At 55.2% G+C, this 17,480-nt stretch carries 17 protein-coding genes; 13 read left to right on the forward strand and 4 right to left on the reverse strand.

Translation table 11 applies throughout. The features are described from left to right. Positions 1-19: 19 nt before the first annotated feature. Positions 20-403, reverse strand: coding sequence for a DUF2784 domain-containing protein (locus JZM60_RS01170; protein ID WP_207163728.1), 384 nt, complete (start codon positions 401-403; stop codon positions 20-22). Next, a complete protein-coding gene (gene uvrA, locus JZM60_RS16880; RefSeq protein ID WP_207165393.1) occupies positions 403-6,087 on the reverse strand; it encodes an excinuclease ABC subunit UvrA in 5,685 nt (1,894 codons plus the stop codon). Before uvrA ends, JZM60_RS01170 begins: the two co-directional genes overlap by 1 nt. A gap of 135 nt (positions 6,088-6,222) precedes the next feature. Between uvrA and JZM60_RS01180 the strand changes: the two genes are divergently transcribed. The 12 genes from JZM60_RS01180 to istB all read left to right on the forward strand — a co-directional run bounded on the left by JZM60_RS01180 (position 6,223) and on the right by istB (position 15,553). Beyond that, positions 6,223-6,921, forward strand: a complete 699-nt coding sequence (locus JZM60_RS01180; protein WP_207163729.1) for a transposase — start codon at positions 6,223-6,225, stop codon at positions 6,919-6,921. Between the two features lie 66 nt (positions 6,922-6,987). Beyond that, positions 6,988-7,314 (forward strand): hypothetical protein, encoded by a 327-nt coding sequence (locus JZM60_RS01185; RefSeq protein WP_207163730.1) that lies wholly within the window; start codon positions 6,988-6,990, stop codon positions 7,312-7,314. 104 nt (positions 7,315-7,418) lie between these two features. Further along, a complete protein-coding gene (locus tag JZM60_RS01190; RefSeq protein WP_207163731.1) occupies positions 7,419-8,105 on the forward strand; it encodes a hypothetical protein in 687 nt (228 codons plus the stop codon). A 131-nt stretch (positions 8,106-8,236) separates the two neighbouring features. Beyond that, positions 8,237-8,884, forward strand: coding sequence for a DUF5343 domain-containing protein (locus tag JZM60_RS01195; RefSeq protein ID WP_207163732.1), 648 nt, complete (start codon positions 8,237-8,239; stop codon positions 8,882-8,884). Continuing rightward, positions 8,877-9,446 (forward strand): Swt1 family HEPN domain-containing protein, encoded by a 570-nt coding sequence (locus JZM60_RS01200; RefSeq protein WP_207163733.1) that lies wholly within the window; start codon positions 8,877-8,879, stop codon positions 9,444-9,446. The genes JZM60_RS01195 and JZM60_RS01200 overlap by 8 nt, the downstream gene beginning before the upstream one ends. Before the next feature lie 74 nt (positions 9,447-9,520). Further along, the gene (locus JZM60_RS01205) at positions 9,521-10,414 is read left to right on the forward strand and encodes a hypothetical protein (protein ID WP_207163734.1); all 894 of its coding nucleotides are present in this window, start codon (positions 9,521-9,523) and stop codon (positions 10,412-10,414) included. A 77-nt stretch (positions 10,415-10,491) separates the two neighbouring features. Next, a complete protein-coding gene (locus tag JZM60_RS01210; RefSeq protein ID WP_207163735.1) occupies positions 10,492-11,109 on the forward strand; it encodes a hypothetical protein in 618 nt (205 codons plus the stop codon). A gap of 78 nt (positions 11,110-11,187) precedes the next feature. Beyond that, positions 11,188-12,048: a hypothetical protein gene (locus tag JZM60_RS01215; RefSeq protein WP_207163736.1), complete on the forward strand. Its 861-nt coding sequence runs from the start codon at positions 11,188-11,190 to the stop codon at positions 12,046-12,048. A 319-nt stretch (positions 12,049-12,367) separates the two neighbouring features. After that, entirely contained in the window at positions 12,368-12,634 is a 267-nt protein-coding gene (locus tag JZM60_RS01220; RefSeq protein WP_207163737.1) for a hypothetical protein, read from the forward strand. A gap of 102 nt (positions 12,635-12,736) precedes the next feature. After that, positions 12,737-13,666 (forward strand): virulence RhuM family protein/type II toxin-antitoxin system death-on-curing family toxin, encoded by a 930-nt coding sequence (locus tag JZM60_RS01225; protein ID WP_207163738.1) that lies wholly within the window; start codon positions 12,737-12,739, stop codon positions 13,664-13,666. A gap of 70 nt (positions 13,667-13,736) precedes the next feature. Next, positions 13,737-14,762 (forward strand): IS21 family transposase, encoded by a 1,026-nt coding sequence (istA, locus tag JZM60_RS01230; protein ID WP_207163102.1) that lies wholly within the window; start codon positions 13,737-13,739, stop codon positions 14,760-14,762. Continuing rightward, positions 14,759-15,553 (forward strand): IS21-like element ISGme4 family helper ATPase IstB, encoded by a 795-nt coding sequence (gene istB / locus JZM60_RS01235; protein WP_207163103.1) that lies wholly within the window; start codon positions 14,759-14,761, stop codon positions 15,551-15,553. Before istA ends, istB begins: the two co-directional genes overlap by 4 nt. 261 nt (positions 15,554-15,814) lie before the next feature. On the opposite strand, the gene JZM60_RS01240 is transcribed toward istB, so the two are convergent. Beyond that, the gene (locus JZM60_RS01240; RefSeq protein WP_207163739.1) at positions 15,815-16,084 is read right to left on the reverse strand and encodes a Txe/YoeB family addiction module toxin; all 270 of its coding nucleotides are present in this window, start codon (positions 16,082-16,084) and stop codon (positions 15,815-15,817) included. Further along, positions 16,074-16,358, reverse strand: coding sequence for a type II toxin-antitoxin system Phd/YefM family antitoxin (locus JZM60_RS01245; RefSeq protein WP_207163740.1), 285 nt, complete (start codon positions 16,356-16,358; stop codon positions 16,074-16,076). Before JZM60_RS01245 ends, JZM60_RS01240 begins: the two co-directional genes overlap by 11 nt. A 180-nt stretch (positions 16,359-16,538) precedes the next feature. Between JZM60_RS01245 and JZM60_RS01250 the strand changes: the two genes are divergently transcribed. Continuing rightward, a complete protein-coding gene (locus tag JZM60_RS01250; protein WP_207163741.1) occupies positions 16,539-17,453 on the forward strand; it encodes a sensor domain-containing diguanylate cyclase in 915 nt (304 codons plus the stop codon). The last annotated feature ends 27 nt before the right edge of the window (positions 17,454-17,480 follow it).

Consider the following 17,480-nt stretch of genomic DNA (forward strand, 5'->3'; position numbering starts at 1 on the left):
GACACGGGATATCTCTCCATCAGCTAATTTTACCGTTCTTTTCGCGCCTGGGGTAGCGAAGAATCATACCATACACCGCCAGGTTCAGGGCCGCCACCAGCAGCCCGAGGGCTATCTGACCTCCCCGCGTGAGCCCCTCCGGATAAACGAGCGGAACGAGGTAATGCTCGATGAATCCCCCGTGGTACCCGCCTTCGCCGGCCAGCCTGCGCAACCATAGCTCCAGGTGGGTAAGCGGGCAGACCCCTCCGGACAGTTCAATCCATGCCCCCCAGACGGCCGCAGGGACGTGGAGCCGGGCCAGCCGCCGCCATCGGAACACCGCAAGCCCCCCCAGCACCACGAAGAGGACGAACAGGCCATGGACAACGACCACCCCGTCGGCAAGGAGCGAATACACCATCACCCCCCTCCACCCCGCTCCCGCAGGAACTCCCCGAGAATCCTTCCCGTGTGGGAGAGGTCCCCCATGCGGGCCACCTCCTCCGGCGTCCCCCGGGCCACGACCATCCCCCCGCCGTCGCCCCCCTCGGGCCCCAGGTCCATGAGCCAGTCGGCCTCGGCGATCACGTCCAGGTTGTGCTCGATGACGATAACCGAGTTCCCCGCCTCCACGAGCCGGTGGAGAACCCGGACCAGCTTCTCCACGTCGGCCATGTGGAGGCCGATGGTGGGCTCATCCAGAATGTAGAGGGAGTGGGGCGCCGTGCGCGGGACCCGGAGCGCATCCTTAACCGGCTTCGCTTTGGCCAGCTCGGTGACGAGCTTGATCCGCTGGGCTTCACCGCCGGAGAGGGAGGGGCTCTGCTGGCCGAGGGTGAGGTAGCCGAGCCCCACGTCCTGCAGGAGTTGGAGCGGGTGGAGAATGGCCCGGTGGGCGGCGAAGAACTCCACCGCCTCGTCCACGCTCATGGCCAGGAGGTCGCCGATGGATTTCTCCCGGTGGCGGACCATGAGGGTTTCGGCGTTGAAGCGCAGCCCCCCGCAGACCTCGCACGCCACCTTAACATCGGGGAGGAAGCTCATCTCGATGGTCTTCACCCCCTGCCCCTCGCACTCGTCGCACCGCCCCCCCTTCACGTTGAAGGAGAACCGGCTCGGGCCGTATCCCCGCAGCCGCGCCTCGGTGGTTCCGGCGTAAAGCTTGCGAATGGCGTCCCAAAACCCCACGTAGGTGGCGGGGCAAGAGCGGGGGGTCTTGCCGATGGGGGTCTGGTCCACCTCCAGGACGCGGGTGAGCTGCTCCCATCCCCGGATCTCGCTGCACCCCATCACGGGATGGGCCCCCTTGCCGTGGGCCAGGAGGCCATGGAGCCCGGCGTGGAGGACGTTGCGCACCAGGGTGCTCTTGCCGCTCCCCGAAACGCCGGTAACGCAGACGAACCGCCGGAGCGGGAAAATGACGTCGATCTCCCGTAGGTTGTGGAGCGTGGCACCCAGCACCTCAATGGCCGGCTCTTCGGGCGCCGGGGCCGGACGCCGCTCCACCAGGGGATGCCGCAGGGGCTCCGCCAGGTAGCGCCCCGTGAGGGAATCCGGGGCCGCCATCACCTGCTCCAGGGTCCCCTCGGCCACCACGAGGCCGCCGTTGACGCCGGCGCCGGGGCCCAGGTCGATGACGTGCTCGGCCCGGCGGATGGTCTCCTCGTCGTGCTCCACCACCACGATAGTGTTCCCCTTCCCCTCCAGCTTCCGGAGGGTGTCCAGGAGCATCCGGTTGTCCCGGGGATGGAGGCCGATGGTGGGCTCGTCCAGGATGTAGCAGACCCCCCGCAAGTTGGAGCCCAGCTGGGCCGCCAGCCTGATCCGTTGGGCCTCGCCGCCGGAGAGGGTCGGGGCCGCCCGGTCCAGGCAGAGGTAGCCGAGCCCCACCTCGCCGAGAAAGGCGAGCCGCGCCCCGATCTCGGCAACGATGTCCCGAGCGATGGCCGCCTCCCGCCCCTCCAGCTCCAGATCGCGCGCAAAGGCAGCCGCCTGGGTCACGGTGAGGGCCGTCAGTTCCGCAATGTTCCGGTCCCGGAAGCGGACCGCCAGGGCCTCGGGGTTGAGGCGGGCGCCGTGGCAGGCGGAGCAGGTCCGCTCCTCCCCCTCGAACCACTCGTTCCACCAGATCTCCTCCCCGGTCTGCTCCGCGTCGAAGCCGGGGATCTCCAGCCCGGTGCCGAAGCAGCGGGGACACCAGCCATGGCGGGAGTTGTAGGAGAAGAGCCGGGGGTCGGGCTCGGGGAAGCTTTGGCCGCAGGAGGTGCAGGCGCGCAAAATGGAAAAAAGAAGCTCCCCCCTTTTCACTCCCTCCGCAAATCCCCCTAAATCCCCCTTTTTCAAAGGGGGACTTACAACCCGCACCACCCCCTTGCCGAAGGCCAGGGCCCGGTCCAGCAGCTCCCGCAGCGCCCCCTCCCCCTTTGCCGACACGGTGATATCCCCCACCGGCAGGTCGATGTCGTGCTCCCGGAAACGGTCCAGCCGTGGCCACGGTTCCACGGGGGTCATGACGCCGTCCACCCGGAGCTGCGCGAACCCCTTCCCCGCAGCCCATTTGGCCAGGTCGGTGTAGTACCCCTTCCGGGCCGTGACCAGCGGCGCCAGGAGCGCCACCCGCTTCCCCTTGAAGTCCCGCAGGAGCCGGGCCACAATGGCGTCCGGGGTCTGGGGGGTGATGGGGATGCCGCAGTCGGGGCAGTGCTGCACCCCCAGCTTCACGAAGAGGAGCCGGAGAAAGTGGTAGATCTCCGTGAGGGTCGCCACGGTGCTCTTGCGCCCGCCGCGGCTCGTCCGCTGCTCGATGGCCACCGTGGGGGGGATGCCGAGGACCGCGTCCACGTCGGGACGGGCCGCGGGCTGCACGAACTGCCGGGCGTAGGCGTTGAGGGATTCCAGGTAGCGCCGCTGCCCCTCGGCGAAGAGGATGTCAAAGGCAACCGTGGACTTGCCGCTCCCCGAGATGCCGGTGATGACCGTGAAGCGGTCCCGGGGGACGGCGATGGTGACGTTCTGCAGGTTGTGCTCCCTGGCATGGACGATGCGGATGGCCCGGTCCAGCACCACGGAGGGAAGCGCCTCCGCCACCCCTTGAGCCGACTCCTTCACCAGAGCGTCCAGTTCCTCCCCGTACTCACGCAGAGCCCGGCCGGTGTGGCTCTCCGGGCAGGCCATCACCTCAGCCGGGGTGCCGGTGCAGACCACCCGGCCGCCGGCATCGCCCCCCTCGGGCCCCAGGTCCAGGAGCCAGTCGGCAGCGGCGATTACATCCAGGTTGTGCTCGATCACCACCAGGGAGTCCCCCGCCTCCAGGAGCCGCCGGAAGGCGGCCAGCAACCGGGCGATATCCTCGAAGTGGAGGCCCGTGGTGGGCTCGTCGAAGAGGAACAGGTTTCCCGCCCCTGAGCGTTTCCGCCCACCCACCCCGGCCAGGTGGCCGGCCAGCTTCAGGCGCTGGGCCTCGCCGCCGGAGAGGGTCGGCACCGGCTGGCCCAGGCGCAGATAGCCGAGCCCCACGGCCTCCAGGGGTTCCAGGCCCCGAAGCACCTCACGGTGGCCGGCGAAGAAGGCCACCGCCTCGGTGACGGTCATCTCCAGGACGTCGGCGATGGAGACGGGGCGCCCCTCCCCGGCCGGCATGAGATGCACCTCCAGCACCTCGGGGCGGTAGCGGCGGCCGTCGCAGTCGGGGCAGCGCAGGTAGACGTCGGAGAGGAACTGCATCTCCACATGCTCGAAGCCGTTGCCGCCGCAGGCGGAGCAGCGGCCGGTGCCGGCGTTGAAACTGAAAGTGCCGGCGGTGTACCCCCGCTCCTTTGCCAGGGGGGCGGCGGCGAAGAGCTTGCGGATGGCATCGAAGGCCCCCACGTAGCTGGCCGGGTTGGAGCGGGTCGTCTTGCCGATGGGGGACTGGTCCACCAGCACCACGTCGCCGATCAGCTCCGCGCCACGGATGGCGGCGTGGGCCCCCGGCGGCTCCGTCGGCTTCCCCATGAGCTTCAGAAGCCCCCGGTGGAGGACATCCTGGATCAGGGTGGATTTGCCGGAGCCGGAAACGCCGGTGATGCAGACGAGGCGGTTCAGGGGAATGCGGACATCCACCCCCTTCAGGTTGTGAGCGGCGGCGCCGAGGATGTGAAGAGACACCCCCTCCCCATCCCTCCCCTTATCAGGGGAGGGTGCTCTGGTCTCCCCCCTTTGCGAAAGGGGGGCCGGGGGGGATTTCTTTCTCCCCTCAAATCCCCCTGAATCCCCCTTTCTCAAAGGGGGACTTGAAATGCCATCATCGACCCGTTTAGTCCCCGCCAGATACTGTGCCGTCAGCGACGTCCGTTCCCGCACCAGCTCCGCCGGGGTCCCGAAGAAGACCACCTCCCCTCCCCGCTCGCCGGGCCCGGGGCCGAGGTCGAGAATCCGGTCGGCAGCAAGCATAACCTGGGGGTCGTGCTCCACCACCAAAAGCGTGTTCCCCGCGTCCCGCAACTGCCGCAGCACGCCGATCACCCGCCCCATGTCCCGGGGGTGGAGGCCGATGGAGGGCTCGTCCAGCACGAAGAGGGTGTTCACCAGAGAAGTGCCCAGGGCCGTGGTCAGGTTGATCCGCTGCACCTCGCCGCCGGAGAGGGTCCGGGACTGGCGGTCGAGCGTCAGGTAGCCGAGCCCCACCGCCCCCAGGTAGCCGAGGCGGGCGCGAATCTCCCGCAAGAGCAGCTCCGCCGCCTCGTCCAGAGGGGCCGGCAACGCCAGGGTGCCGAAAAACTCGGCGCAGCGGTCAATGGGGAGAAGCATCACATCGTGGATGGTGAGGCCCGGAAGCATGCGGAGCAGATCATCGTCCAACTCCACCCCCGCGGGGCGGAACCGCTCCTCCGGGGGAAGTACCCGGTCGGCCTCATCCTTCGACCCGAGCCGCCACAGGAGCGCATCGGGGCTTAGCCGCGCCCCCCCGCAAGCGGGGCAGAGGGTGTAGGCCCGGTACTTGGAGAGGAGCACCCGGATGTGCATCTTGTAGCTCTTGGTCTCGAGCCAGTCAAAGAAGCGCCGCACCCCGTACCAGAGCCCGTCCTCCCAGGAACCCTCCCCCTCGATCACCCACTCCCGCTGCTCCGGCGTCAGGTCCCGCCACGGCACGTCGGTGGGGATACCGCGCCTGGCCGCGAAGGTCATCATGTCGTCCTGGCACTCCCGGTAGCTCTCAGTCTGCCACGGCCTCACCGCGCCGCCGGCCAGGGTCTTGGATTCGTCCGGGATCACCAGTCCGTGGTCGATACCGATCACCCGCCCGAACCCCCGGCAGGTGGCGCAGGCTCCCACCGGCGAGTTGAAGGAGAAGAGGTGGGGCGCCGGGTCGTGGTAGGAGATATCGCAGTCAGCGCAGTGAAGGTCCGAGGAAAACCGCCACGGCTCCCCTGGCACGCCGTCGCCCCCCAGGGGGTAAACGAGCACCCGCCCATGGCCGACGCGCAGCGCAGCCTCCATCCCCTCCACAAGGCGGGAGCGGCTTTCACGCGCCAAGCGGGTCCGATCCTGTATCACCTCCAGGATCCCATCCTCCTCCCGGTGGATGCGGGTATACCCCTGGCCGGCCAGGAACCCCTTCACCTCATCGGCGGAGAAGTTGGCCGGCACCGGCACCGGGAAGGTGACGAGGACCGGCATCGTTGCGCCCCCGTCCCGCGCCAGCAGCTCATCCACGATGCTCTCCGGCGTATCGCGCCGCACCGGCCGGCCGCAGCAGCGGCAGAAAAGCCGCGCCCCCCGGGAGAAGAGGAGCTTCAGATGGTCATTCAGCTCCGTCATGGTCCCCACGGTGGAGCGGGAGGTGCGGACCGGGTTGGTCTGGTCGATGGCGATGGCCGGCGGGATCCCGTCGATCCGGTCCACCGCCGGGCGGTCCATCCGCTCCAGGAACTGTCGCGCGTAGGGAGAAAAAGTCTCCACATAGCGGCGCTGCCCCTCGGCGTAGACCGTATCGAAGGCCAGGGACGACTTCCCCGAGCCGGAGACACCGGTAACTACGGTCAGCTCCCCTAGTGGAAGGTCGAGGTCGAGGTTCTTCAGGTTGTTCTGGCGGGCGTTTTTGATAGAGATGGAATCGTGGGCCATGGGGGGAAGTATAGCAGGCATCGGGATGAAGCGCGATGGCGAAGCACATTCGACCGCCCGGTGCCGCTCCCCCCTTTTAAATCCGGGACAGATTTATTAATTGCTCATTAAAGATGTTAGTGCCATAACCTTTTCATGCCACGTATCGGCCGACTCGTCATTCCCAATTATCCCCACCACATCATCCACCGTGGTCATAACCGTAGCCCTGTCTTTGCTGTTGATGACGACTACCTTTACTACCTCGAAAACCTCTTCGAACTCAAAACGAAGTTGGGTTGCAAACTGTACGCGTATTGCCTGATGACAAACCATGTTCATCTCATTGTCGATCCTGGCAATGACACGGAAGCTCTTGCGCTCCTGATGAAGGGTGCCGCTGCACGGCAGACGCGATACGTTAATCGTCTTGAGCGACGAACGGGGACATTGTGGGAGGGGCGGTATCGCTCGAGCATTGTCTGTAAAGACAGCTACCTGATGGCGTGCTGCAGATATGTGGAAATGAACCCTGTACGAGCATTAATAGTGGGAGCACCGAACATGTACCGGTGGTCGAGTTATTCCGCCAAGATAGGTAATCCCGTTCTTTTCCCTCCAGATCCAGACCCCTTTTACCTTGATCTTGGAAAAGATGAACCCACGAGACGTAGGAAATATGCTGAGTGGGTCCTGTCTTCCGTGCCTGAGGGTGAATGGGAGAGAATCAGGCGGGCAGTTCAATCGGCACATCCGATAGGAGACGAAAAATTTGCATCCGTAATAGCGGAAAAGATAGGAATTCGGCTGGAAAATCGGGTGCCGGGACGACCGAGGAAGATTAGAGATAAATAAATCTGTCCCGGTTTTACGGTCTCCAAGCTAGCCAATCACCACCTTTCAAATATCACGCAAGGACTAATGTCCATTGAGGACGCAATCGCCGAAAACCTTCCATTCCAAAGAATCGCCGCGATCTGTAAACATTTTAAGGAAGTAGACAAGAATATCGACTTCGCAGCTGCTTTACGAAAACCATACCGTAGGCGCAAAATTTCTCTTTACGAATCGTTGGAGAACATTGTTGACTCAAGGCACAGAATTATTCATCGCGGACAGCTTGATCTCCAACTTGACGATAAGGCAGTTTCATCAATGCTACATGATATGAAAGAAGGAATTATTCGTTGCTACAAGCATCTTACCAGCGTGAAGGGATGGGGCTACGACCAATGGTGGGGTTGCTGAAAATGTACAACCAAGCGTAACAGCGGCCATGCCGCTGTACTCTCAGCCGTTGGGCAGGCAAATATGATGAGCTTGTGGCGAGTAACCATATAAAGGAATCGGGCATGCCTTCGTCAATGCAGGAGGACAGAATAAATTCACGCACCATTAAGCCTCCACAAGAGGTTAATGAAGAGTTGCGCTTATTTGCCGAAGGAAATGGCTGGCAATTTGATGAAAAGGCCCAACGGATCCAAGGAGATATTGAAAATATCCGCTTTGAATTGCGATGGTCACAAATTGGTATATCTAAGGGAGTGCATAACAAAAGGCAATTTATTGCACAGATTCAATCACTATATGCACTAAAGGTTACACGTAACCTTACTTTTTCCGCATATGTCTTATCCCTCAGTGATCTCAGCTTTCTCATCCCATATGGCAAAACGAAAACTGGTGATCGAACTTATGATTGTGTTTTCACAACCCGGTTCAAGGGAGTGGGTTTTGATATTCCCGAAATACTAAGACACCAACACACTGTAATGCCAGCTAATGTCCATCTAGCAAATGGCAAACTCGAATTGACACATATTGACATTATTGACCCTGATTTGTACGATGTGCAGCAATTATTGAATTTAGCTCGTGCATGGATTATGGCAATTCGTGGAGAGAGGTTTGAAAATAACGAAGACTTGATTGTCGATGATATCAAGCTCTCTTACGGTAAATGTCTGTTATACAAATGGGGCTCATTACTTCTTTATGTATCATTTTTACTTGGCTTCTTTATTTACTATAACAAATGAATCTTTACAGTTGACTTACAACTCGGAGCAATAAGAGCAAACGACACGCCCAACACGCCACAAGAGCACGTCTCGCTATGCTCGCGGCTCAGTGGCGGCCCCGTTGGCTACAAATAAAAGGAGGAGAAAAAATGGCACTTCCTAACAGTTATCTCCAGAAGTACACCGCAATCCCAGCATATTTTGATGCGATGCTTGACGCCCAACCACCAGAGCGATTTAGCCAAAAGTTTCTGGAAAATTTAGGCTTTACGAGTTCAAATGATCGACTATTTATAAGCGTGGTCAAGGAACTCGGATTTATAAATCAGGATGGAAAACCACAACAACGCTATTTTGAATTCTTGGACAGAAGTCAAAGCAGAAAAGTGATTGCTGAGGCAATCAAGGAAATGTTTGAGGATTTGTATGCTGTAAATAAGTCAGCTCACACTCTTTCTGTCGAAGATGTAACTAATAAGCTTAGAACGTTATACGCAGGTCAAAAATCAGATACGATCATTGATAGGGTAGCAAAGACCTTTAAGTTCCTTTGTGATTACGCTGACTTCTCAGGGCCACAAAAGGCCAAGACTCAAGAAGCTAACTCACAGCCTTCCCGCCCCGCCCCCCCTGACCCTTCCCATAATGAACGTCCTATACCGAGTGTAACAAGCGCTGTTGCACTGGATTCGCTTCAATACCACATAAATATTGTGCTACCAGAGAGCAGGGATCAAGCAGTTTACGATGCAATTTTTAAAAGCCTAAGAGATCATTTAGGTACTCGTCATGGATAATCTGTATTCGTTTGTTTATAGAGGACTTTTAACTGAAGAAGCGTTGGATAAGGCAGGCCGACAACGGCGTAATCATTTCAGCGCTGTCGATGCAAAAGTATTGCAAAAGAGCCTTTGTTATGACTTTCTTGACGAAGATCTATTAAGTCATTCCCATATGATGGCAGTTGTGTACACTGCAATTCATTGCTTTGAGAATATGGTCAGAGACCTTGTCAAAAAAGGAATGGCCGAAAAGTTCAGCGAGGCATGGTGGGAAAAGGTTCCTGAAAAGATTAAGAGCAGAGTGAAAACTCGAATGGAAGAGGATGCAAAATTTAGATGGCATGGAGCCAGAGGTGCATCTGAACTTAGTTACTGTGATTTCGGCGACCTATCATCCATTATTGTAACTAACTGGGAGGTATTTGAGGATATCCTCTCAAACTTAGAGTGGGCGAAATCCATATTAGGTACGCTAGAAAAATCAAGAAATATAGTGATGCACGGTGGTGTATTAGCAAAAGAAGACATCGAGCGTATAGGAATTAATATCCGAGATTGGGTCCGACAGACAGGTTGAGGAGCCAACCCGCGGCGGCACGCGGCCTCGCTTCGCTCCGCCGGTGCGCCTTATGACGTTAATGCGGAGAGGAAATGACAACCCACATATTCGATACGATTGGTTACCGCGATTTAGCGAATGGAATTAATGATGCCTGTGAGTGGCTTAGCGACCATGGACTTGATTATCCACGGACGCGAGTTGGAGAGTACAGGCGACACCTGAACGAAATGGCTGACTATTGGGAACATGGAAGGATCGAGGAACTTATAAAACTGCGTGATTTCCCGACGCTGATGAATTCCTGTCACGAAGCAAGCGAACTTTCCTACATTTATAAAGGACTTTCATCGTTCTCAGACCTCTCTGTTTCAAAGAAGTTGCAAGAGTTCATTAAAGGTCCACCGTCATCAAAAAACGAAAATGCTTCTTCCTCTAACCGTGGGAGAAATATCGCTTTTGAACTACATATGGCAGCTCGATTTGCTGCAGCAGGATTCACCATAGATCTGACATCGGAAGCTGATGTCATAGTTGAAATATTAGAACATGAAGTTTTTATTGAATGTAAGAGACCACAACAGAACCACCAAGTTAACAGCAACATCAAGGGCGCAATAAACCAACTTGAGCGACGATTTCCTTCTGCACGATGCCCTGAGCGAGCTAGGGGAATAATCGCCGTCGCTATCAGTAAAGTATTCAATCCTGACATGTTCCTACTGAACGCAACGACACCGGAGACTCTTTCACAAAAACTGTCATTCATAACGAAAGCATTCATAGACCACTTCGAACCAAAATGGAAAAATCCGACTGATATCAGAACAATTGGCGTCTTGGTGCATCTCGGTGTTCCGGCTGAGATAACCAGTCAAAACTTGCTTACCAATTGCCACGAATTCGCAATTAAGACAACCTTCACAAATAATCAAGGGCTTGATGTTTTGACAGAGATTAGGGATAGGATTCATCCGACTGCGTAGGGCGAGCACTAACCATCGGCAAGACCGGCCGAAGGCCGGTCAGCCTCAGCCCCGTTACCAAAGAGAAGGGATAGAGCATGTACCACGTAATAAATGGCCACATTGGAATAATTTTGGAGCAAATCCCACGCTCACACGTAACGGAATACGACTATTTACAGAAACACCTAAAAAACCTTGATGACAAAGAGTATCAGCGGAGATTCAAGGTTTTTTTGCGTTTAAATGCGGCAAGGCTATCGGAGCTATTTTGTGGCCACTATTTCAATATTTTGAAAGACGTTTCGTCTAAAAAAACTAACATTACAGATGTATGTAAAAGACTGCACGAAGTTAAAACCCATAAGCACAGACAAAGTTTACAATTCTCTTTTGCATCAAAGCTAATTCATATGACAGATACCAGCATGCCTATTTATGACTCAATGATTGCTGACTTTTATTTTTATGCAGAGCCAAATAGAAATAAATCATTAAAAGATAGAATCCACGACCTTGCGACCTTCCACGAATTTCTCACCAAAGAGTACAACCGAATAATTAATAACGGATTGCTGAGAGACGCAATTAGGGCTTTCAGAGATGAGTTAAAACCTCAAATGTTCACAGACCATAAGATAATAGACTCTTTGATCTGGGCTTTTGTGTCCTTCCAAAAAAAGGATGTTGCCAAAGGAAAGATTACTTATTGCTAACCCGCGGCGGCACGCGGTCTTCGCTACGCTCAGCCGGTGCGCCTTGTGACGTTGAACAAATTGAGATAAGGAACTCTTATGGAAGAATCACCGAAATATGAAAGAAGAAAAATAGGCATTGTCATATGTGAATCTGAAAACGTCAATGTTGAGGCATTGAAATACTTTATACTGACTTTGAATAAGCTTCAGACAATTTTTGAGTATCAACTGCTCCCATATGACCGCAAAAACAGGATGCTACAAATTTTATCAAGCGAGAATGTGCGCGATAGAGAAGAAGTAAGGAGTTTGGTAGGTGGCTTTGTTATAGATTTCAGAGAATATTTAAACAAGCACAACGATGAGTTCGGCCTTATTGATGATTTTCCTGACCATTATGTAATTATTTCTTTCGTGAAATTCCATGACGAATATTACTCCATGCGTAAAAACAATATATCCGTGATTGGGCTTGGATACTGGGAAAGAGAGATGGCACCTCCAACAGTACTGGAGTTTATCCTTACGTTAATCATGAGGGAGTCTATTGCATCGATCTGCAATCCATTGAAAAAATCAGTTCATCTCGGAACTAAAGGATGCCTTTGCGATTTTACCAATGATTTAGGAGAAGCAAGATACAAGGTCTTGATTGGCTACATATGTGATCATTGCAAAAACGAATTAGTGAAGGATGGTCACACAAATCTGCTGCATGAATTTGAAAAGCTTCTATCAAAAGAATGGATGGGTAAAAGAGACGACCCGTCTTCTCCAGCTGGAATCATAAAAAATCTTGGTTTTGACTTGTTCTGCACAAAAGGTTTTCAGAAAACAGCATATGAGAAATTTATTGATAAACTTCCTGAAGAAGCAGCAAAAACCTTTGCCACGATCATACTTACGGCAATTTTCACTGCTGTAACAACATATTTTGGAATAAAGCTCGCAAAATGAATCAGGTTCAACAAGGCGGCGGCACTCGGTCTCCGCTACGCTCCGCCGATGCGCCCCCACCACGTTATTCGGCAAGATCATGACAAGATTCAAAGAACTTCAACGAATTGAAAATGCCATTAAAAACAGAGATGTTTCAGAACTGAAATGGTCCATGAAGTACTGCGAGATGAGGATTCAGATTGCCACAATGAATCATCATGTAAAACACTGGAGCAAATTACAAAGAAAAGTCCATACAGTTTTAAAGGAATTGGGTGAAATTCACGCGGAATTGTAAGGTATGTAAACTGGACCATAGAAAGAAGCAAGATTCATTATGAGTAATGACGACAAAGAAAAAATCGACTCACAAGAAAAGAACTCATCCATGATTAGCAGTCGGCGGGTTGGAGGGTTTATTCTTGGTTTTATTTTCGGATGCCTCCTAATGCTTGCCTACTTCATGGGTGCTTCGCCTTCTGAATATTATTCTACGAGCAAGGGCACCCTACTTTTGATCCTTATTGGGTGCGGCATCTTCGGAGCAATTATCGGCGAGAAAGCTATGGAGACAGTGGCAGCCTGGCTTTCATGGTTCGGATAGGACGTATAACCACGGCGCAGACACTGTCGCGGCAAACCCCGCCGCGCAGGTCACGCCGCGACACGTTGGCTGAGGAAAAAACTCTAATAAACCTGGATCTCCATGACAACCGATAACACAAACGACATCATTATCTACCAGAGTCCAGATGGCACAACCTCGCTCGATGTTCGCCTTGATCATGAAACCGTCTGGCTGACTCAGAAACAGATGGCCGAGTTGTTTGACAAAGACAGCGATACTATCGGGTTGCATATCCGCAATGCTTACAAAGAAGGAGAATTGCGGCCGGAGGGAACTGCCGAGGAATCCTCGGTAGTTCAGAATGAAGGGACTCGAAAGGTTCGCAGAAAAATCCGTTTTTACAATCTCGATGTCATTATTTCCGTAGGCTATCGGGTCAAATCCAGACAAGGAACCCAGTTTCGCCAATGGGCCACGCGAGTTCTGCGAGACCACATCGTCAAAGGCTACACGCTTAATGAGCAGCGTTTTCGTGAGCAGGCAGAAAAGCTGGCTGATATGCGTCAGACCGTGGAACTATTGGCTCGCACTCTTGCCAATCAGGAGTTGGTCAGCGAGACCGGGAAAGACGTTTTACGGGTTATCACCGACTACGCCTATGCCCTGACGCTACTGGATCGCTATGACCATGGCACTCTGACCATTGAAAAAACTACCCCAAAGACGCTGCATGTCATCACATACGTCGAGGCGCTTGAAATAATCATCTCCATGAAGCAAGAGTTCGACGGTCTTTTCGGCATTGAAAAGGACGAAGGATTCAGAAGCGCCATAGCGACAATTTATCAGACCTTTGACGGCAAAGAACTCTACCCCAGCATAGAAGAGAAAGGAGCAAACCTCCTGTACTTCGTCGTTAAAAACCACGCTTTCAGCGATGGTAACAAACGGATTGCCGCGGCTATCTTTATCTACTTCCTAGGGATGAACGGTATTCTCTATCGCTCCGACGGCAGTAAACGTCTGGCAGACAACGCTCTTGTAGCCCTGATGTTAGCGGCAATGTAAAAATGACCCACTTCGGAAATTGAAAATTGACCCACTCTTCCTGATAACCTAGCCGACCTGGAGGGTCGGCATGATCGGAAAGGAAGAGTGTATGGAAGTCAGAATTCTCAAGAAGCAGGGCAAGAGCATTCGTGAGATCTCGCGGATCACCGGGCTATGCCGAAACACGGTCAGAAAGTTTCTCAGGTCGACCGCCGATCCCCGTTACAAAGAACGGGTGAAGCGACCGGGGAAGCTTGACCCATTTAAAGCGTTTCTCGAAGAGCGGGTAAAGGCGGCGCTGCCGCATCGGATTCCCGCTCCGGTGCTTGCTCGGGAGATCAAAAGCCTTGGCTACGAGGGCTGCGAACGCACCGTCAGAACGTTTTTGGCGACACTGTATTCCCGCGTCACGCCGGAACCCGTTGTCCGGTTCGAAACGGAGCCCGGCAAGCAGATGCAAGCTGATTGGTGCGAACTGCGCAAGGGGAAGCACCCGCTGTACGCGTTCGTGGGAACTCTAGGTTTCAGCCGGGATTCGTTCGTCATCTTCACCACCAGCCAGGCGTTCGACGTCCTTCGGGAGTGCCACGAGATGGCATTCTCCTTCTTCGGCGGCGTCCCGCGCGAAGTGCTCTATGACAACATGAAGACCGTCGTGCTGGAGCGAAACGCCTTCGGTGAGGGTAACCACCGCTTCCACTCCGGCCTGTGGGACACCGCCAAGCATTTCGGGTTCATCCCCAGGCTGTGCAAGCCGTACCGGGCCAAGACCAAGGGGAAGGTAGAACGGTTCAACCGCTACCTGCGGTACAGCTTCTACTACCCGCTGGTCTCGCGCCTGAAGCAGGCAGGATTAACCCTCGATGTAGCGACCGCGAACATCGAGGTCCGAAACTGGCTTAAGGACGTAGCCAACTGCCGCATCCATGGCGAAACCGGCGAGCGGCCCTGCGATCGGCTCGAAATAGAGCGACCGGCGATGCTGTCGTTGCCGCCAAGGGTTGCGGTCGAGCCGGGCAAGCCGGAAATCATCACTCCAATGCCGTGGCCGGTGATCCCGCTTCAGCGCCCAGCCTCCTTTTATGAGCAGATCCTTCAGGAGGGGCGGCTATGAGCGACATCCAGCACCAGCGCATGGTTACTCTCTGCGACGACTTGAAGTTTCTGGCGGTGACCGATGTGTACGCCGACCTTGCCGATGCCGCGGCAAAGCAGGAGTCCTCCTACATCGACTACCTCGAACAGGTCCTCAAGGCCGAGAACGAGGTCCGGCAAGGCCGCTCACGCCACACAATGGCAAAGCTCGCCGGCTTTCCCGCGATCAAGACCCTCGAGGATTATGACTTTGAGTTCGCCACCGGAGCCCCGAAGCAGCGAATCCTGGACCTGTCGGCGATGGCGTTTTTAGAGCGCCGGGAGAATGTAATCCTGCTCGGGCCCAGCGGCACCGGCAAGACTCATCTCGCCATCGCGCTCGGCTATCGGGCAACCCAGTGCGGCGTGAAGGTGCGCTTCATCTCCGCCGCCGATCTGATGCTGCAACTCGAAAGCGCCCAGCGGCAGGGGCGGTACAAGGAAGTAATGCGGCGCAGTGTCCTGGGGCCGAGACTGCTCATCATTGATGAGATTGGGTACCTCCCGTTCAGCGAAACGCAGGCGAACCTGTTCTTCCAGGTAATCGCCAAAAGGTACGAGACCGGGTCCGTCATTCTCACCTCGAACCTGAGTTTCGGAGAATGGGAACAGGCTTTCGGCGGCAATACGGCACTGACATCAGCCATGCTCGACCGGCTGCTGCACCACTCCCACGTTATCCAGATCAGGGGCGACAGCTATCGACTGAAAGAGAAGCGACGCGCTGGCATTCTCGGACAGCAACTACCGACACCTCAGATTGATGATTAACCCAGGAAGGTGGGTCATTTTTCAATTTCCGATCAACCGGTAAGGTGGGTCAATTTTCGATTGCCGTTGACACCTGACGCTCCTGATTGCCGAGAGTAAGCCCGATGAAAAGGACACCATAGTCAAAGTAATTGTGAATTTGATTAACCGGCTGAATGATTGATATACGAAAAAGAGAAAAGAATCAGCCAACAATCGGCACGACCGGGTCAAAAACTGCCCGGTCAGCCTCTCCCCCGTTGGTGGGGGAGACGAAGGAAATCAATAATGGTATCGTGCTTGGAGAAAGTCGATGCGGTCATCACGTACAAGATAAACAATGCGATGTTCTTGAGTGAGGCGCCTAGACCAAGCGCCACTTGCCAAGTATTTGAGGGGCTCAGGCTTGCCAATGCCAGTGAAAGGATCACGCATTATCGCTTCAATCAAATCGAAAGCACGTAACGCAACCTTTCGATCAGTTTCGACCCAATAACGCAAATCTTCACGGAATTCTGGCTGGAAGACTGACTCGCGAAGTTTAGCCTTCAAGGCCGACCTCAGAGCGGAGCGATTGCAGCGTTGATACCTCGCCACCTCCCTTTAATGCCCGCTCCAGAGCGGCAAGCAGTCTCTCGGCATTTTTGGGAGAACGCATGAGATGAGCACTTTCTACAAGACTCTGCAATTCGTCAGCAGCAATCATCGCAACATTGCCGCCTTTACGGCGACGGATGACTACGATTTCCCTGTTTTCAGCGACCTCGTCACAAAGACCGGCAAAATGTGCCCTGGCATTAGTATAAGTTGTTTGTAGCATGGTCATTACACCTCCTGATATGTACAGAAATACAGTACATAAAAAACCAGAGGCAAGCAAGAACAAAATCGACACCAACCAGCCGCTCAGACCATAGACACCGACCGCCCGAACTCTGCAAACAGGCATTCTACTCGTATCCGGCCTGGATGGAAAAGTTGCGGCCATTGCCGTGGGAGCTTAACAGTGACAATATTTAACTTTGCGGAACTGCTGGAGAAGGTCATTCACTCACTTCCGGATCACATTGTGGTCCTGGACAGCAAAGGGCGCATCGTCTTCACGAACCAGGCTTGGAACCGGTTCGGTTCGGAAAACCACTACCCCCAGGACACAGGGTGGGAGGGGGTCAATTACCTGGAGGTCTGTGTGCGGGCGGCGCAGGCCGGCGACGAATTCGGGAAGCAGGCAGCAATGGGGATTAATGCGGTAACAAGGGGAGAGGAACGCTTCCAGCTGGAGTATCCATGTCACAGCCCGAGTCAGAAAAGGTGGTTCCTGATGAACGTGATCGGGGTGGAACATGACGGCTCCAGGTACGTCGCCATCTCCCATATAAACATCACCCTGCGCAAACTGGCGGAAGAACATGCCCATAACCTCTCGCGGACCGACGGCCTCACCGGCCTCTTCAACCGCCGCCATTTCGACAACTTTCTGAGCGAGGAATGGAAACGGGCGGCCCGGTTGGGACTGCCCTTAACGGTGGCCATGATAGACATCGACCATTTCAAACTGCTGAACGACACCTACGGGCATCAGTACGGCGATCAATGCCTGATCAAGGTTGCCGAGGTATTGAAGCACTATGCCCGACGACCGGGTGATATCTGCGCCCGGTACGGCGGTGAGGAATTCGTGCTGGTTTTCGGCAACAGCACGCTGGAAATGGTGCTGCCGGAGTTGCATAATCTGCTGGACGAGGTGCGTGCTCTGCAATTGCCCAATGCCAACGCGCCGACGGCGAAAACCGTCACGGTGAGCATCGGGGCCGCAGCCTGGCGACCGCTGCCGGGAACGAATGCAAGCGCTGCGATTGAGGCGGCGGACGCCGCCCTGTATCGGGCAAAAAACGGGGGTCGGAACCGGATCGAGCTTTAAACTGCTGTCGTCTCGTCAGTAGCAACA

The sequence above is a fragment of the Geobacter benzoatilyticus genome (assembly GCF_017338855.1).
GTDB lineage: Bacteria > Desulfobacterota > Desulfuromonadia > Geobacterales > Geobacteraceae > Geobacter > Geobacter benzoatilyticus.